This is a genomic window from Rhizobium sp. AC27/96 (assembly GCF_001692325.1).
In the GTDB taxonomy this organism is placed as follows: domain Bacteria; phylum Pseudomonadota; class Alphaproteobacteria; order Rhizobiales; family Rhizobiaceae; genus Rhizobium.
The window spans coordinates 178526-194163 of sequence record NZ_LXKN01000046.1 but is presented as its reverse complement, the minus strand read 5'-3'; the positions used below and the strand labels follow the sequence as shown (position 1 = coordinate 194163).

The 15638-nt window shown below is 60.7% G+C and carries 14 protein-coding genes; 12 read left to right on the top strand and 2 right to left on the bottom strand.

Annotated elements, in window-relative coordinates:
- The first annotated feature begins 9 nt into the window (after nucleotides 1-9).
- Together A6U86_RS26295 and A6U86_RS26290 are read left to right on the top strand one after the other, a co-directional pair.
- On the top strand, nucleotides 10-2220 hold the full coding sequence (locus A6U86_RS26295; protein WP_068397314.1) for a 3-hydroxyacyl-CoA dehydrogenase NAD-binding domain-containing protein: 2211 nt from the start codon (nucleotides 10-12) through the stop codon (nucleotides 2218-2220).
- 100 nt (nucleotides 2221-2320) lie between these two features.
- A complete protein-coding gene (locus tag A6U86_RS26290) occupies nucleotides 2321-2764 on the top strand; it encodes a nuclear transport factor 2 family protein (RefSeq protein ID WP_068397312.1) in 444 nt (147 codons plus the stop codon).
- 8 nt (nucleotides 2765-2772) lie between these two features.
- Here A6U86_RS26290 and A6U86_RS26285 read toward each other — a convergent pair whose 3' ends face one another.
- Nucleotides 2773-3984, bottom strand: a complete 1212-nt coding sequence (locus A6U86_RS26285) for an MFS transporter (protein WP_068397310.1) — start codon at nucleotides 3982-3984, stop codon at nucleotides 2773-2775.
- A gap of 137 nt (nucleotides 3985-4121) precedes the next feature.
- Here A6U86_RS26285 and A6U86_RS26280 point away from each other — a divergent pair, with 137 nt between their 5' ends.
- The 4 genes from A6U86_RS26280 (at nucleotide 4122) to galE (ending at nucleotide 8132) form a co-directional block, all read left to right on the top strand.
- A complete protein-coding gene (locus tag A6U86_RS26280) occupies nucleotides 4122-4688 on the top strand; it encodes a TetR/AcrR family transcriptional regulator (protein ID WP_068397308.1) in 567 nt (188 codons plus the stop codon).
- 251 nt (nucleotides 4689-4939) lie between these two features.
- Nucleotides 4940-5365: a large conductance mechanosensitive channel protein MscL gene (gene mscL, locus A6U86_RS26275; RefSeq protein WP_068397306.1), complete on the top strand. Its 426-nt coding sequence runs from the start codon at nucleotides 4940-4942 to the stop codon at nucleotides 5363-5365.
- A gap of 144 nt (nucleotides 5366-5509) precedes the next feature.
- Nucleotides 5510-6676, top strand: a complete 1167-nt coding sequence (locus A6U86_RS26270; RefSeq protein WP_068397303.1) for a pyridoxal phosphate-dependent aminotransferase — start codon at nucleotides 5510-5512, stop codon at nucleotides 6674-6676.
- 421 nt (nucleotides 6677-7097) lie between these two features.
- Entirely contained in the window at nucleotides 7098-8132 is a 1035-nt protein-coding gene (galE, locus tag A6U86_RS26265) for a UDP-glucose 4-epimerase GalE (RefSeq protein WP_068397300.1), read from the top strand.
- A 17-nt stretch (nucleotides 8133-8149) separates the two neighbouring features.
- Here the strand turns inward: galE and A6U86_RS26260 are convergent, their stop codons facing one another.
- Nucleotides 8150-9076, bottom strand: coding sequence for a LysR family transcriptional regulator (locus A6U86_RS26260; RefSeq protein WP_068397297.1), 927 nt, complete (start codon nucleotides 9074-9076; stop codon nucleotides 8150-8152).
- Nucleotides 9077-9247: 171 nt separating this feature from the next.
- Between A6U86_RS26260 and A6U86_RS26255 the strand changes: the two genes are divergently transcribed.
- The 6 genes from A6U86_RS26255 (at nucleotide 9248) to A6U86_RS26230 (ending at nucleotide 15606) form a co-directional block, all read left to right on the top strand.
- The gene (locus A6U86_RS26255; RefSeq protein WP_068397294.1) at nucleotides 9248-10456 is read left to right on the top strand and encodes an ABC transporter substrate-binding protein; all 1209 of its coding nucleotides are present in this window, start codon (nucleotides 9248-9250) and stop codon (nucleotides 10454-10456) included.
- A gap of 15 nt (nucleotides 10457-10471) precedes the next feature.
- Nucleotides 10472-11254: an ABC transporter ATP-binding protein gene (locus A6U86_RS26250; protein WP_068397291.1), complete on the top strand. Its 783-nt coding sequence runs from the start codon at nucleotides 10472-10474 to the stop codon at nucleotides 11252-11254.
- A gap of 2 nt (nucleotides 11255-11256) precedes the next feature.
- A complete protein-coding gene (locus A6U86_RS26245; protein ID WP_068397284.1) occupies nucleotides 11257-11958 on the top strand; it encodes an ABC transporter ATP-binding protein in 702 nt (233 codons plus the stop codon).
- 3 nt (nucleotides 11959-11961) lie between these two features.
- A complete protein-coding gene (locus A6U86_RS26240; RefSeq protein WP_068397277.1) occupies nucleotides 11962-12849 on the top strand; it encodes a branched-chain amino acid ABC transporter permease in 888 nt (295 codons plus the stop codon).
- Nucleotide 12850: 1 nt separating this feature from the next.
- Nucleotides 12851-13834, top strand: a complete 984-nt coding sequence (locus tag A6U86_RS26235; protein WP_068397275.1) for a branched-chain amino acid ABC transporter permease — start codon at nucleotides 12851-12853, stop codon at nucleotides 13832-13834.
- Between the two features lie 176 nt (nucleotides 13835-14010).
- Entirely contained in the window at nucleotides 14011-15606 is a 1596-nt protein-coding gene (locus A6U86_RS26230; protein WP_068397272.1) for a GMC family oxidoreductase, read from the top strand.
- The last annotated feature ends 32 nt before the right edge of the window (nucleotides 15607-15638 follow it).

The window sequence follows — 15638 nt, the reverse complement described above, 5'->3', positions numbered from 1 at the left end:
GGGAAAGCAATGGCTTACACAAATTTCACCATCGAGACCGACGCAGACGGCATCGCACTCGTCACCTGGGACATGCCCGGCAAATCCATGAACGTCTTCACCGCCGAGGTGATGGACGAGCTGAACGCTATCATCGACGCCACGGTTGCCGATGCAGCCGTCAAGGGCGTGGTCTTCACCTCCGGCAAATCCTCCTTCTCCGGCGGCGCCGATCTGTCGATGATCAAGTCGATGTTCTCGCTCTACCAGGATGAGAAGGCGAAGGACCCGGCTGCTGCCGCGCAGAAGCTCTTCAATCTCGTCGGGCGCATGACGGGCCTCTTCCGCAAGCTCGAAACCTGCGGCAAGCCGTGGGTCTCGGCAATCAATGGCACCTGCATGGGCGGCGCCTTCGAGCTGTCGCTCGCCTGCCACGGCCGCGTCGCTTCCAGCGCCAAGAGCGTCAAGATCGCGCTGCCAGAAGTCAAGGTCGGCATCTTCCCCGGCGCCGGCGGCACGCAGCGCGTCTCGCGCCTGACGGATGCGCAGTCGGCGCTGCAGATGATGACCACGGGCCAGTCGCTGACGGCGGCGCGTGCCAAGGCGATGAACCTCGTGCATCAGGTGGTCGAGCCGGATCAGCTGATTCTGGCCGCCAAGCAGATGATCAAGGACGGCCTGAAGCCGATCGCCCCCTGGGACGAAAAGGGCTTCAAGGCGCCGGGCGGAGGCATCTGGACGCCTGCCGCAGCCCAGCTCTGGCCGGCCGCACCGGCCATCCTGCGCCGCGAGACATCGGGCAATTATCCGGCAGCGCTCGCTATCCTCAAATGCGTCTATGAAGGCCTGCAGGTTCCCTTCGACACCGGCCTGAAGATCGAGCAGCGTTATTTCACGCATGTGCTGCAGACCACCGAAGCCTATTCGATGATCCGCTCGCTGTTCATCTCCATGCAGGAGCTCGGCAAGGGCGCTCGCCGCCCGGCAGGCCAGCCGAAGACCGAGCTGAAGAAGGTTGGCGTCGTCGGCGCCGGTTTCATGGGTGCTTCTATCGCCTATGTCACCGCAGCCGCCGGCATTCCGGTCACGCTGATCGACCGCGATATCGAAGCCGCGACCAAGGGCAAGGGCGTCGGCGAAGGCCTGGTCAAGGATTCGATTGGTAAGGGACGGATGACGCAAGACGAGGGCACCGCCTTGCTCTCGCGCATCACGCCGTCGGCTGATTATTCCGACCTGAAGGATGCCGATCTCGTCATTGAAGCCGTGTTCGAGGATCGCGAAGTCAAGAAGGCAGTGATCGAGGCTGTCGAAGCCGTATTGCCGCCAACGGCCATCTTCGCTTCCAACACCTCGACGCTGCCGATCACCGGCCTTGCGAAGAATTCCAAGCGCCCGGCGGACTTCATCGGCGTCCATTTCTTCTCGCCAGTCGAGAAGATGATGCTGACCGAAGTCATCCTCGGCAAGGAAACGGGCGACCGTGCCATTGCCGTCGCGCTGGATTACGTCGCCGCCATCAAGAAGACGCCGATCGTTGTCAACGACACCCGCGGCTTCTTCGTCAATCGCTGCGTATTCCGCTACATCCACGAAGCCTATGACATGCTGATCGAAGGCGTGCCCGCGGCGATGATCGAGAATGCCGCCAAGATGGCCGGCATGCCTGTCGGCCCGCTGGCGCTCAATGACGAAGTCGCCATCGACCTCTCCTACAAAATCCTGAAGGCGACCGTCGCCGATCTCGGCGACAAGGCTGTCGACCCGCGTCATACGCAGCTGGTCAGCGGTCTCGTTGAGGGCGAAGGGCGCTTGGGCCGGAAGAATTCCAAGGGCTTCTACGATTATCCGCCGAAGCCGGCCAAGAAGTCGCTCTGGCCGGGCTTGAAGGATCTCTACCCGCAGAAGAAGGCTGATGATGTCGATGTCGGCGTGCTGAAGCAGCGCTTCCTCGTCACCATCGCGCTCGAGGCGGCCCGCACTATCGAAGAGGGGATCGTCACCGATCCGCGCGAGGCCGATGTCGGCTCCATCCTCGGCTTCGGCTTTGCCCCCTATACCGGCGGCGCGCTATCCTACATCGATGGCATGGGCGCCAAGACCTTCGTCGATCTCTGCGACAAGCTGGCGGCTGCCTATGGCCCGCATTTCAAGCCGACGGCGCTGTTGAAGGACATGGCCGCAAAGGGCGAAACCTTCTACGGCCGCTTCGATCCCTATCGCGTCGAAAAGGCGGCTTGAGGCTGTACTCCATCGCTGACAGCAAATATTGGGCCGCTCCTGTCGGGAGCGGCCCTTTCCGTTCGTCCTCCGGTCAGTCCATCAAACCGAGGGGAATGACATGACGGAGATCATCGGCAATCACAACGAGGCCGAGGCCATCGGCATAGTGCTGGCAAGCTGGGCGGCCGCCCTCGGCGGCAAGGATGCGGCAGGTGTTGTCGAACATCTGAGCGACGATATCGTCAGCTTCACCCTGGCGGCACCCCTGGTGCGCAAGGGCAAGGGTGCCGGTGGTTTAGAAAGTTGGTTTTCGACCTGGGACGGGCCGATCGGCGGCGATGCCGTTGATGTCAGGCTGACGGTCGGTGACACCGTCGCCTTCTGGACCGGCCTTGTGCATATGACTGGCAGGAAAACGGAAGGTCTCCAAGTCGACCTCTGGTTCCGCCAGACGCTTGGCCTCAGAAAAGAGGCCGGCACGTGGAAGATCGTTCACGAGCATACGTCGGTGCCGTTTGCGATGGATGGCAGCGGCCTCGCCGAATTGGGATTGAAACCGTAAGCATATTTTTACGCAACACTTAAAGGCTTCTCCCGGCTGGCGCGTAATGCCAGTACACCCCAGCCGACAAGTAGAAGAATGGCCGCCGCATAGATATCGGCAGCCTCCGCATATCCGAGTGCCTTCGACAGAAAGCCTGCGAGGATGGCGGGCACGCTGAAGGCGAGATAGCTCTGGATGTAGAAGGCCGAAAGCAGCCCGGCGCGTTCGTCGGGCTTCGCCAGCGGCATGATGCTTCTGACCGTGCCGAGGAAGGCCGCCCCGAAGCCCGCCCCGGCAATCAGGGTTCCGAGGGCGAGAATCGATACCTCAGCCGCATGCATGCCGGCGATGACTGTCAGTATGCCGAGCGTCATGCTCGGTATGCCGAACCTCATGATCGTGGTGGCGGATTTCTTGCGCAGCAGGAAAACGGCTGCCGCACCGCTGATCGTCAGGGCCGCGACCACGGAGCCGCCGACCAGTGGCGCCGTACTGCCGGTCGTTGCACGGACCACTGAGGGCACCAGCGACAGATAGAAGCCGGCCAGCGCCCAGACGGCGACATTGATCGGCGTCAGCGCCAGCAGTGTCCGGCGCACCTGCTGCGGAACGGCAACTTGCGGCTTCAGCGACGCGAGCAAACCGGCCCGCCGGACCGTGGTCTCCGGCATCAGCCAGAGCAGAACGGCTTGCAACGCGAGCAGAACAAGTGTGACGATGTAGACGAGCACGGTCGGCGCCGGCGCAAATTGGATCAGCAGGCTCGTGCCGAGCGCGCCGATCGCCATGCCGGCAAGCGGTGCAAGACTGTTGGTGATCGATCCTCTGATCGGATCGAGATCGACAAGGGCGGCGCCGACAGAGCTTACCGCCGTACCCGTTGCAAAGCCCTGTACGATGCGGGCGGCAATCAGCCAATCCGGACCCTTAGCCATTAAAAACAGCGCCGTCGCCACCATATTGAGGAGGATTGACGCGAAGATCGCCGGGCGACGGCCGAGATGATCGGACAGCGAACCGACGATAAGCAGCGCGGCGAGAAGGGAGAAGGCATAAACGGCGAAGATGATCGTGAGCAGCACCGGCGAGAAGTCAAAGGCCCGCTGATAGAGGGGATAGAGCGGCGTCGGCGCGGATGAGGCGGCCAGAAACAGTGCGCTGGTCGCAGCATAGTAGGACGGCGCCAGGCGTCTGGCCGATGAAATCGGCGTTTCGGCGGTGGAATCGAACTCGCTCATCGATTATATCCTGCCTAAAGCTAAAAGATTGCGTTAGGTGGATATAGGTCGCTTGATGCATAAAAGCAAATAATTTGCGTTAGTGAATAACCGACGGTCATTCGCTATCAGCAAAAGGGAAAGATTGGCAAAGACGTATGGGCTACAGAGAAAATCCCCGCCCCGGCGGGCGCAGTGCCAGAGTGCAGGCCGCCGTGCATCAATCCGTCCGCAACATGCTTGCAACGATGGATCGCGCCGATGTGACGATCCCATTGATCGCGCAGCGCGCCAATGTCACGCCGTCGACGATCTATCGCCGCTGGGGCGATCTTCAGGAGCTCCTGGCCGACGTCGCCGCCGCGCGCCTGCAGCAGGAAGGCGAGCCCGCCACGATCGGCAGCGCTCGCCAAGATCTGGAGGCCTGGGTCGAGCAATATGCCGATGAGATGGCCTCTGGCGTCGGGCGGCAGATGCTGCGCGACATTCTTGCGGCAGCCGACAGTGCAAACGCGGAGAAATGCGGCACCTATACGCGCTATCAGCTTGGCGTTTTCATCGCGCGGGCGGAGAAATGCGGCGAGCCCTTTCCGACCTTGGAGGAGCTGATGGATCACGTTATCTCGCCGATCATCTATCGTATTCTTTTCGACTGCCTGCCTGAAACGGGCTACGTTCCGGGACTGATCGCAAAGGTGATGCCGAAGGGCCTGCCGGGGGCTTGAAGCATGGTCGCTGACACCGGGCGACTCACCTGAGAACCGTCCAGCCCTATGCCGAGCGCCCTTGGTAGCGTTGCCCGCGACTGACGAAGGAGCAGCTCCGTCTCTGCACTTTTAAGGTGCCAAAAAGGCAATTGCCGTGGGATATGCGTGCCGGAACGGGGCATTGAGCCAATTTACTATTGAAAAATAAGGAAAAAGATGGTGCAAATCACCAATAGTGAATTCAACGGCAACGCGAAGGGGACTGCTCCATGCTTAATGAATTCAAGGCATTTATCGCTAAAGGCAACGTCATGGATCTCGCGGTCGGCGTGATCATCGGCGGCGCTTTCGGTGGCATCGTGAAATCGTTGGTTGATGATATCATCATGCCGATCGTCGGTGCTATTTTCGGCGGCTTCGATTTCTCGAACTACTTCATCGGTCTCGCCTCGGGGGTCAACGCGCCAACGCTTGCTGCGGCCCGCGCCCAGGGTGCGGTTCTCGCCTACGGTAGCTTCATCACAGTCCTGATTAATTTCCTCATTCTCGCCTGGATCATCTTCCTGATGGTCAAGGGTGTGAATGCGCTCCGCGCCCAAGTCGAACGCAAGGACGACAAGATCGCCGAAGCAGCACCGCCGCCGGCCGACGTCCAGCTGCTGACGGAAATCCGCGATCTTCTCGCGAAACGCTGACACGCTTCATTCAATCTATCAGAAGCCTCGATCCGCCAAGGATCGGGGCTTTATGCATCACGAAAATCGATCATTCGCTAAGGCAAAGTCATGGGATTTGTCCGCCGCTCTGCTTTATGAAAGCAGAAACCGGAGACTTTTTGCATGCCAATACTGAACAGCCTCAGCCCGCGTGCGCTTGCAGCACCCGAAAGCGGGATCGTCGAAGTGGTGAATTACGCCCGCGGCCGCGAAGGCCTTTTGCCGCTCTGGGTCGGCGAAGGCGATCTGCCGACGCCGGATTTCATCAATCGCGCCGCCATGGCCTCGCTCAATGCCGGCGAAACCTTCTACACCTGGCAGCGCGGCATTCCGGAGCTGCGCCAGGCGCTTGCCGATTACTATGGCCGGCATTTCGGCACGTCCTTGCCGATGGAGCATTTCTATGTCGTCGGCTCCGGCATGCAGGCGATCCAGCTTTCGGTGCAGGCGATTACCTCGCCCGGTGACGAGATGGTCTATCTGACGCCGGCCTGGCCGAATATCGCAGCGGCTCTGGAGATTGCCGGTGCCCGCTCTGTCGGCGTGCCGCTGCAATTCGACAATGGCAAGTGGTCGCTTGATTTCGAGCGGCTGGAAGCGGCGATTACGCCGAAGACCAAGGGTCTCTTCATCAACACGCCATCCAACCCGACCGGCTGGACGGCCACCCGACAGGACCTGGCTGATATTCTGGCGCTGGCACGCAAGCATGATCTCTGGATCATGGCCGACGAGATCTATGCTCTGTACTATTATGCCGGCGGCCGGGCGCCGAGCTTCCTCGATGTCAAGGAAGCCGGCGACAAGATCCTGTTCGTCAATTCCTTCTCGAAGAATTGGTCGATGACCGGTTGGCGCGTCGGCTGGATTGTTGCCCCTGCCGAACTTGGGCAGGTGATCGAAAATCTCGTGCAATATTCCACCTCAGGCGTGGCGCAATTCATGCAGCGGGGCGCGGTCGCGGCGTTGAACGAGGGCGATGATTTCGTCCGCTCCAATATCGCCAAGGCCACCCGCTCGCGTGACATTCTCTGCGAGGCTTTGATCGCCACCAACCGCGTGCAGACGCTGAAGCCGGATGGCGCGCTCTATTCCTTCCTAAAGATCGATGGCGTCACCGACAGCCGCAGGGCCGCGATCGACATCGTCGACAAGACGGGCGTTGGCCTCGCGCCCGGAACCGCGTTTGGGGAAGGCGGCGAGCTGTTCATGCGCGCCTGCTTCCTGCGCGATCCAGCCAAGGTTGCCGATGCGGCCGAGCGATTGAGCCGGTATATCTTGAGTTTGTAGAAGCGGCCTGTGGGCTGCGGCTGGCGACTTTCGATTTGGTCAGTCTGGATACCCCCCTCTGTCACTTTCGTGACATCTCCCCCACAAGGGGGGAGATCGTTGGGAGTTTGCTGCACCTCCTGCAAGAGCAATGGGCCTTGGCTTCAGCAGATGCGATATTAATTTGGTGGGAGAGGCCGCCGCGAGTTTCCAATCTCCCCCCCTTGTGGGGAGATGTCACGAAAGTGACAGAGGGGGGTATGCGCTCCCCGCGAATAGAGATGCTAACAGTCGCACAGCCAACCTATAAAATACAATCGATCCGCGAAAGACTATCCTAACCATTCCACCAATCTTCGCCCAGCAACCTCGCCGTTTTAATCAAATTGGCAAGGAGGGAGGCCTCATATATCGCCGATAGGACTTGGCGGGGACGCGAAGAATGACGGTGTTGGTGACGGGTGGAGCCGGTTATATCGGCAGTCACATGGTCTGGAAATTGCTGGATTCCGGCGAGGACGTGGTGGTCATCGACCGTCTGTCCACCGGTTTCCGCTGGGCGGTTCCGCCGGCTGCCCGCTTCTATCTCGGCGATGTCGCGGATGAAGCGCTGCTGCAGGCGATCTTCGCCGAAAATGACATCGACGCCATCATCCATTTCGCCGGTTCAGCCGTCGTCCCGACCTCGCTCGAGGATCCGCTTGCCTATTACGAAAACAATACCGGCAAGACCCGCATTCTGATGAGCGCCGCCGTCAAGGCGGGCATTCGTCACTTCGTCTTTTCCTCGACCGCTGCCGTCTATGGCCGGCAACCGGCTGACAGACCGGTCAGTGAGGACGCGCCTCTATGCCCGGAATCTCCCTATGGCCAATCCAAGCTGATGTCTGAGCTGATGCTGCGCGATGCGGCGGCGGCCTATGATTTCGGTTATGTGGCGCTGCGCTATTTCAACGTCGCCGGTGCCGATCCTGAAGGGCGGGCGGGCCAGTCGAGCGAGGGCGCCACCCATCTCGTCAAGGTTGCCTGCGAGGCAGCACTTGGTCGCCGCCGGCAGGTGGATATCTACGGGACCGATTACCCGACTCATGATGGCACGGGCGTTCGCGACTATATTCACGTCAGCGATCTCGCCGAGGCGCATCTCCTGGCGCTGCGGCATCTGCGCAGCGGCGGCAGATCGCTGGTTGCCAATTGCGGCTATGGTCTGGGCTATTCCGTGCTCGATGTGCTGAACATGGTGATGCGTGTGCATGGCCGCGCCTTCCGCATCCATATCGCCCCGCGCAGACCCGGCGATACGGCAAGCGTCATCGCCGACGCAACGCTTGCCCATCGCGAACTTGGCTGGGTACCGAAACACAACAATCTCGAAACGATCGTCCGTTCGTCGCTGGATTGGGAGCTTCGTCTTGCCCAGCGCTCAGGCTTCGATGCCGGCGGGTTGAAAAAGGTCTTCGCCGCCCCGAGCATCTGACCGGCAAGTCTGCAAGGTCAGCTATCCGTCGCCCTCCAGGGGCCGAGAAAGGCCGGCGCGTTTTTGCGCACGGCTTCCGACACGAAATCGATGACGGTGCGCACGCGCGGCGACTGACGCAGGTCGCGGTGGCATGTAATCCAGTAATGGCGCCTCAGATCCACCTCCTGCGGCAGCACCACTTGCAGATCCGGATGCTTGCCGGCGATGAAAAATGGCAGCACGCATAGTCCCAGCCCGTTCTTCGTTGCCGTCAACTGCGCAAATATGCTCGAGCTCTGAAAGTGCGGCTTGATGCGCGGATGAACGTCGCGGAGATAATCCAGTCCCGGCGCGAAGATCATATCCTCGATATAGCTGATGAAGGCAAAATCGGGCAGTTCATCGCGGCTTTCGATGGCCGGATGACGGGCGAGGTAGTCTCGCGACCCATAGACCTGCAGATGATAGTCGGTCAGCTTCTCGGTGAAATAGGGGCCGGCCTTCGGCGGGTCCAGCACGACGACGATGTCGGCCTCCTTGCGCGAAAGCGACATGATCTGCTGGATGGTGATCAGTTCCAGCGAAATATTGGGATGTCTGGCGGTAAATTCCGGCAATACGCCGGTGAAGAAGAAGTTGGAAAAGCCCTCTGGCGCGCTGATGCGCACGACACCGCGCTGCGCCGCCGATCCGGTTGAAAGATCCGCCCTGAGACGTTCGGTTTCAAGCTCCATGCGCTCGGCCGTCTCGATGAAGCGTTGCCCCATGCCCGTCAGCATGTAGCCGCGGGGATTGCGCTCGAAGAGCTTGACCTTCAAGGCGAATTCCAGCCGGTCGATGCGGCGCGAAACGGTGGCATGGCTGGTGCGCAACTGCCGGGCCGCGGTCGAAAGCTGCCCCGTGCGCGCCACCGCGAGGAAGAACTGCAGATCGTCCCAGGTAAAATGCGGCGTGACCTTCATATCTCCCCCTCTGTTCAAAAATGAACAGACCTTGTTTGCAATTAGTTGCAATCGCGACTTGCGTCAACGCGTGATTTCCTTGATCCTACGGGCACGGGAAAGTCGTTTTGAGGAAGGCGGCTGGCCAATTTTGAACAGATCTGTTTTGCCAAATCTCTGGGAGGAGAGGATATGCGAAAGAGTCTTATTGCATCCCTGGCGCTTCTGCTTGCAACCAGCACCGCGGCCTTAGCCGCCGGCGCGTCCGATGGTGTCGTGAAGATCGGCATCCTGAACGACCAGTCCGGCGTCTATGCCGACTTTGGCGGCAAGTCGTCGGTGGAAGCTGCCAAGATGGCCGCCGAAGATTTTGGCGGCAAGGTTCTGGGCGTGCCGATCGAGATCGTCGACGCCGACCATCAGAACAAGCCGGATATTGCCTCCAACATCGCCCGCCAATGGTACGATCAGGACAAGGTCGATGCGATCATGGAGCTGACGACCTCTTCCGTGGCGCTGGCCGTGCAGGCCGTCGCCAAGGAGAAGAAGAAGATCGATATCGTCACCGGTGCGGCGACATCCGATCTGACCGGCAAGCAGTGCTCGCCCTATGGCTTCCATTGGGCCTATGACACGCATGCCCTGGCCGTCGGCACCGGCGGTGCATTGGTCAAGCAGGGGGGCGATACCTGGTTCTTCCTCACGGCAGACTATGCCTTCGGCTATTCGCTGGAGCAGCAGACTGGAGATTATGTCAAGGCAAGCGGCGGCAAGATCCTCGGCTCCGTGCGCCATCCGCTGTCGACGAACGATTTCTCGTCCTTCCTGCTGCAGGCGCAGTCTTCGGGCGCCAAGGTTATCGGCCTTGCCAATGCCGGCCTCGATACATCAAACGCCATCAAGCAGGCTTCCGAATTCGGCATCACCCAGGGCGGCCAGCATCTGGCGGCGCTGCTCTTCACGCTGGCGGAAGTCCACGGCCTCGGCCTGCAGGCGGCTCAAGGCCTGACGCTGACCGAAGGCTATTACTGGAACCTCGACGACAAGAGCCGCGAATTCGGCAAGCGCTTCTTCGCCCGCACCGGCAAGATGCCGAATATGGTCCATGCCGGCACCTATTCCGCCGTCATGCAATATCTGAAGGCCGTGCAGAAGGCCGGCACCGACGATACCGAGGCTGTCGCCAAGGAACTGCATGAAATGCCCGTCGACGATTTCTTCGGTCGCGGCGGCACGGTCGGCGCCAATGGCCGCATGATCCACGACATGTATCTGCTCCAGGTCAAGAAGCCGGAAGAGAGCAAGGAGCCGTGGGATTACTTCAACGTGCTGGCGACCATTCCTGGCAAGGAAGCCTATATCGATCCGGCCAAGAGCGGTTGCGATCTCGTCAAGCAATAAGGTTGCAGCCGGCTTATGGCGATCCCAGCGACACAACAAACTGAAGAACCTCGGGTGGTGTTATCCGCCCGAGGCCTCCGCCGCGATTTTGGCGGCTTCACCGCCGTCAAGAACGTCGATCTCGATGTGCATCATGCCCAGGTCCACGCCTTGATTGGCCCCAATGGTGCCGGCAAGACGACGGTATTCAACCTGCTCACCAAGTTCCTGCAGCCGACGCACGGCACGATCACGCTGCTCGGCACCGATATTACCCGCACGAGACCGGACAAGGTCGCCCGCATGGGCCTCGTGCGTTCCTTCCAGATATCGGCTGTCTTCCCGCACCTCACCGTGCTGGACAATGTGCGTGTCGCCCTGCAGCGCGCCAGCGATCTCGCGCATCAATTCTGGCGTCCGATTTCGGCGCTCGACAGCCTCAATGCCCGCGCCGAGCAACTCCTCGCCTCGGTCGGTCTTTCCAAGGAGCGCGATGCCGTCGCCGCCGATCTCTCCTATGGCCGCAAGCGCGTGCTTGAGATCGCGACGACCCTCGCGCTCGACCCGAAGGTGCTGCTGCTCGACGAACCGATGGCCGGCATGGGGCTGGAAGATGTCAACACCGTCTCCGCCATCATCCGCGATGTGGCGCGTGACAGGGCCGTGCTCATGGTAGAGCACAATCTCTCCGTCGTCGCCGATATCTGCCATCATGTCACCGTGCTCCAGCGCGGCGAGATTCTGGCCCAGGGCGATTACGCCACCGTCAGCAGCGACCCGCGCGTCCGGGAAGCCTATATGGGCACGGAGGAATCTTGACGATGGCGGCATTGCTTGAGGTTCAGGGTCTCAATGCCTGGTATGGCGAAAGCCACATCCTGCATGGCGTCGACATGCGGGTGGGCGAGGGCGAAACCATCACCATCCTCGGCCGCAACGGCGTCGGCAAGACGACGACCTTGCGCACCATCGTCGGCATCGTCCGTGCCCGCAAGGGCAGGGTCGCCTTTGCCGGCACCGATATGATGCAGGTGCCCTTGCACAAGACGGCCCACAAGGGCATCGGCTTCGTGCCGGAAGAGCGCGGCATCTTCTCGACGCTCAGCGTCTATGAAAACCTCATGCTGCCGCCGGTGGTGGCATCGGGAGGCATGACGGTCGACGAGATTTTCGAACTGTTTCCCAACCTGCATGAGCGCCGCAACAGTCCCGGCACCAAGCTCTCCGGCGGCGAGCAACAGATGCTCGCCATGGCCCGCATCTTGCGCACCGGCGTGCGCATGATGCTGCTCGACGAGCCGACGGAAGGTCTCGCACCCGTCATCGTCCAGCGCATCGGTGACGTCCTGCAGAAGCTGAAGGCGCGCGGCATGACCATCCTGCTGGTCGAGCAGAATTTTCGCTTCGCAAGCCGCATTGCAGACCGCTTCTATGTGATGGATCATGGCCAGATGGTTTCGGAATTTCCGGTCGGCGAATTGTCTGAGCGCATGGACATGCTGCACAAAGTGCTGGGGGTCTGAGCCATGACGACGATATTCGGTATCCCCGCCCAGGCCCTTCTCGGACAATTGCTGATCGGCCTCATCAACGGCTCTTTCTATGCGCTGTTAAGCCTGGGGCTGGCGATCATCTTCGGCATGCTGCGGGTGATCAATTTTGCCCATGGCGCGCTCTACATGCTCGGCGCCTTCACCGCCTATCTGCTGCTTGCCTATGGCGGCATCGGCTACTGGCCGGCCTTGATCCTGGCGCCGCTGATCGTCGGGCTGTTCGGAGCGGTGGTCGAGAGGCTATGCCTGCGCCAGCTCTACAAGATCGATCCGCTCTACGGCCTGCTCTTTACCTTCGGCATGGCGCTGACCATCGAAGGCACGTTCCGTTATTTCTATGGCTCCTCCGGCCAGCCCTATGCCGTTCCTGCCGAGCTGGCGGGCGCCCGGAACATCGGTTTCATGTTCCTGCCTGTTTATCGTGGCTGGGTGGTCATCGCCTCGCTGATCGTCTGCATCGGCACCTGGCTTCTGATCGAAAAAACCAAGCTCGGCGCCTATCTCCGCGCGGCGACGGAAAACTCCACCCTTGTCCAGGTCTTCGGCGTCAACGTCCCCGTGCTGCTGACGCTGACCTACGGTTTCGGCGTTGCACTCGCGGCCTTTGCCGGCGTGCTGGCTGCGCCGATCTACCAGGTCTCGCCGCTGATGGGATCGAATATGATCATTATCGTCTTCGCCGTGGTCGTCGTTGGCGGCATGGGGTCGATCATGGGCGCGATCGTCACTGGCTATATGCTCGGGATTGCCGAGGGCCTGACCAAGGTCTTCTATCCGGAAGCGTCGAATATCGTCATCTTCGTGATCATGGCGATCGTGCTGCTCATCAGGCCCGCGGGCCTCTTCGGTCGGGATGCGTGAGATGGTCGATCTAACCACATTGGGATCCAGGCGCCGCCAGAGGTTCTCGGCGCAGAAACTATTGCTTGTTCTCGGCGTCATCGGGCTGATCTGGGCGCCGTTCTTCATCTACCCGATCTTCGTGATGAAGGTGCTTTGCTTCGCGCTCTTCGCCTGCGCCTTCAATCTGCTGCTCGGTTATGCCGGGCTGCTGTCCTTCGGTCATGCCACCTTCTTCGGTGGAGCCGCCTATTTCACAGCCTATACAGTGAAGCAATGGGGCGTGCCGCCGGAACTGGGCATCCTCATCGGTGTTGCCGGTGCGGCATTGCTAGGCCTCGTCATGGGCTTTGTCGCGATCCGCCGGCAGGGCATCTATTTCGCCATGATCACGCTGGCGCTGTCCTACATGTTCTATTTCTTCTGCCTGCAGGCGGAATTCACACAGGGTGAAGATGGCATCCAGTCGGTGCCGCGCGGCTATCTCTTCGGCATCCTCGATCTCAGCAACTCCTTCAACATGTACTACTTCGTCCTCGCCGTTTTCCTGATCGGCGTGCTGATCACCTGGCGTTTCATCAATTCGCCCTTCGGCATGATCCTGAAATCGATCCGTGAAAACGAGCAGCGGGCGATTTCGCTCGGCTATTCCGTGGCGCACTACAAGCTCGGCGCTTTCGTCATGTCGGCGGCGCTGGCGGGTCTTGCGGGTGCGGTGAAGGCGCTGGTCTTCCAGTTCGCGACACTGACCGACGTCGCATGGCAGATGTCGGGCGAGGTGATCCTGATGACGCTTCTCGGCGGCATCGGCACGCTGATCGGCCCGCTTTTTGGCGCGGGTTTCATAGCAACGCTGGAAAACTATCTCGCGCTGTCGGAATTCCCGGTCACCATCATCACCGGCATCGTCTTCATGGTTTGCGTCCTTCTCTTCCGCCGCGGCGTGGTCGGCGAATTCTACGCGTCGCGGTTGGGACGAAAACTGGGATTTGAATATCGCCGTTGATTGCTTTGCCTTTGCTTCTCCCCATCCAGCGCTTGCCTGAGGGCGGGGAGAAGATGCCGAAGGGCGGATGACGGCTGTTTCGACATTGATCGAAAAGCCTAGACTTGCCGAACCTTCATACCCTCTCACCCTAACTCTCTCCCGCAAGCGGGAGCGGGAACTGACGAGTTTTGACTATGGATCGCTTCGACTACATTATCATAGGTGCCGGCAGCGCCGGTTGCGTGCTTGCCAACCGGCTCTCGGCCGATCGCAACAACAGGGTCTTGCTGTTGGAGGCGGGCGGCAATGACAATTACCATTGGATCCATATCCCGGTCGGCTATCTCTATTGCATCAACAATCCCCGCACCGACTGGTGCTTCACCACGACGCCCGAGGCGGGGCTGAACGGCCGGTCGCTCAGCTACCCGCGTGGCAAGGTGCTCGGCGGCTCCTCCTCCATCAACGGCATGATCTACATGCGCGGCCAGGCGCGCGACTATGATCTCTGGCGCCAGCTCGGTTGCGCCGGCTGGGGCTGGGAAGACGTGCTGCCCTATTTCACCAAGTCCGAGGATCACTATCGGGGCAAGGACGAGATGCATGGTGCCGGCGGCGAATGGCGGGTCGAAAAGGCGCGTGTGCGCTGGGCAGTGCTCGATGCCTTCCAGGCGGCGGCCCGTGAGGCGGGCATTCCCGAAACGGCCGATTTCAATCGCGGTGACAATGAGGGATCGAGCTATTTTGATGTCAACCAGCGTTCCGGCATCCGCTGGAATACCGCCAAGGCCTTCCTGCGACCGGCACTAAAGAAGGGCAATCTGATCGTCTGGACGAAGGCGCAGGTCCGCCGCCTGATCATCGAGGGCGATGCCGTGACCGGCGTCGAGTTTCAGCATGACGGCGTGACGAAGCGCGCCTATGCGAACAAGGAGACCGTGCTGTCAGCCGGTGCCATCGGCTCCCCGCAGATCCTCGAACTGTCGGGCATTGGCCAGGGCGACGTGTTGCGCAAGGCAGGTATAGAGGTTACGCGCGAGGTCGCGGCGGTCGGCGAGAACCTGCAGGATCATCTGCAGCTGCGCTTGGCCTACAAGGTAACGGGCGTTCCCACCCTGAACGAGAAGGCGACGAAACTCCTGGGCAAGGCAGCAATCGGCCTCGAATATCTGGTCCGCCGCTCGGGTCCGATGGCGATGGCGCCGAGCCAGCTCGGCATCTTCACCCGCTCCGGCCCGGACAAGGAAACGCCGGATCTGCAATATCACGTACAACCGGTGTCGCTCGACAAGTTCGGCGATCCCGTCCATCCTTTTCCGGCCATCACCGCCAGCGTCTGCAACCTGAGACCCGAAAGCCGGGGCTCGGTGCATATCGGCAGCCCGGACTTTGCCATGCAGCCAGCGATCAGCCCGAACTATCTCTCCGCTCCGCGCGATAAGGAGATTGCCATGCGGTCCATCCGCCTCACACGGCGGATCGTGGCGCAACCTTCTTTTGTCAAGTTCAGGCCGGTGGAGTTCAAGCCCGGCCCATCCTATCAGACGGACGCCGATCTGGAGCGCGCGGCGGGTGAAATCGGTACAACGATTTTCCATCCTGTCGGCACATGCCGGATGGGCGGCGATCCGCAAAGCGTGGTTGATCCGCGCCTGCGTCTGCGTGCCCTGTCAGGACTGCGGATTGCCGACGCCTCGGTCATGCCGTCGATCACATCAGGCAACACAAATTCGCCAACGATCATGATTGCCGAAAAAGCCGCAGAGATGATCCTTGCCGACAACCGCTGAGCGCCTATTGATAGAGGAGAGTAAGAAGAGGA

Excerpts from the sequence above, each read along its gene's own strand:
- A6U86_RS26295 (WP_068397314.1), top strand. The coding sequence starts at position 10 with ATGGCTTACACAAATTTCACCATCGAGACCGACGCAGACGGCATCGCA.
- A6U86_RS26290 (WP_068397312.1), top strand. The coding sequence starts at position 2,321 with ATGACGGAGATCATCGGCAATCACAACGAGGCCGAGGCCATCGGCATA.
- A6U86_RS26285 (WP_068397310.1), bottom strand. The coding sequence starts at position 3,984 with ATGAGCGAGTTCGATTCCACCGCCGAAACGCCGATTTCATCGGCCAGA.
- A6U86_RS26280 (WP_068397308.1), top strand. The coding sequence starts at position 4,122 with ATGGGCTACAGAGAAAATCCCCGCCCCGGCGGGCGCAGTGCCAGAGTG.
- mscL (WP_068397306.1), top strand. The coding sequence starts at position 4,940 with ATGCTTAATGAATTCAAGGCATTTATCGCTAAAGGCAACGTCATGGAT.
- A6U86_RS26270 (WP_068397303.1), top strand. The coding sequence starts at position 5,510 with ATGCCAATACTGAACAGCCTCAGCCCGCGTGCGCTTGCAGCACCCGAA.
- galE (WP_068397300.1), top strand. The coding sequence starts at position 7,098 with ATGACGGTGTTGGTGACGGGTGGAGCCGGTTATATCGGCAGTCACATG.
- A6U86_RS26260 (WP_068397297.1), bottom strand. The coding sequence starts at position 9,076 with ATGAAGGTCACGCCGCATTTTACCTGGGACGATCTGCAGTTCTTCCTC.
- A6U86_RS26255 (WP_068397294.1), top strand. The coding sequence starts at position 9,248 with ATGCGAAAGAGTCTTATTGCATCCCTGGCGCTTCTGCTTGCAACCAGC.
- A6U86_RS26250 (WP_068397291.1), top strand. The coding sequence starts at position 10,472 with ATGGCGATCCCAGCGACACAACAAACTGAAGAACCTCGGGTGGTGTTA.
- A6U86_RS26245 (WP_068397284.1), top strand. The coding sequence starts at position 11,257 with ATGGCGGCATTGCTTGAGGTTCAGGGTCTCAATGCCTGGTATGGCGAA.
- A6U86_RS26240 (WP_068397277.1), top strand. The coding sequence starts at position 11,962 with ATGACGACGATATTCGGTATCCCCGCCCAGGCCCTTCTCGGACAATTG.
- A6U86_RS26235 (WP_068397275.1), top strand. The coding sequence starts at position 12,851 with ATGGTCGATCTAACCACATTGGGATCCAGGCGCCGCCAGAGGTTCTCG.
- A6U86_RS26230 (WP_068397272.1), top strand. The coding sequence starts at position 14,011 with ATGGATCGCTTCGACTACATTATCATAGGTGCCGGCAGCGCCGGTTGC.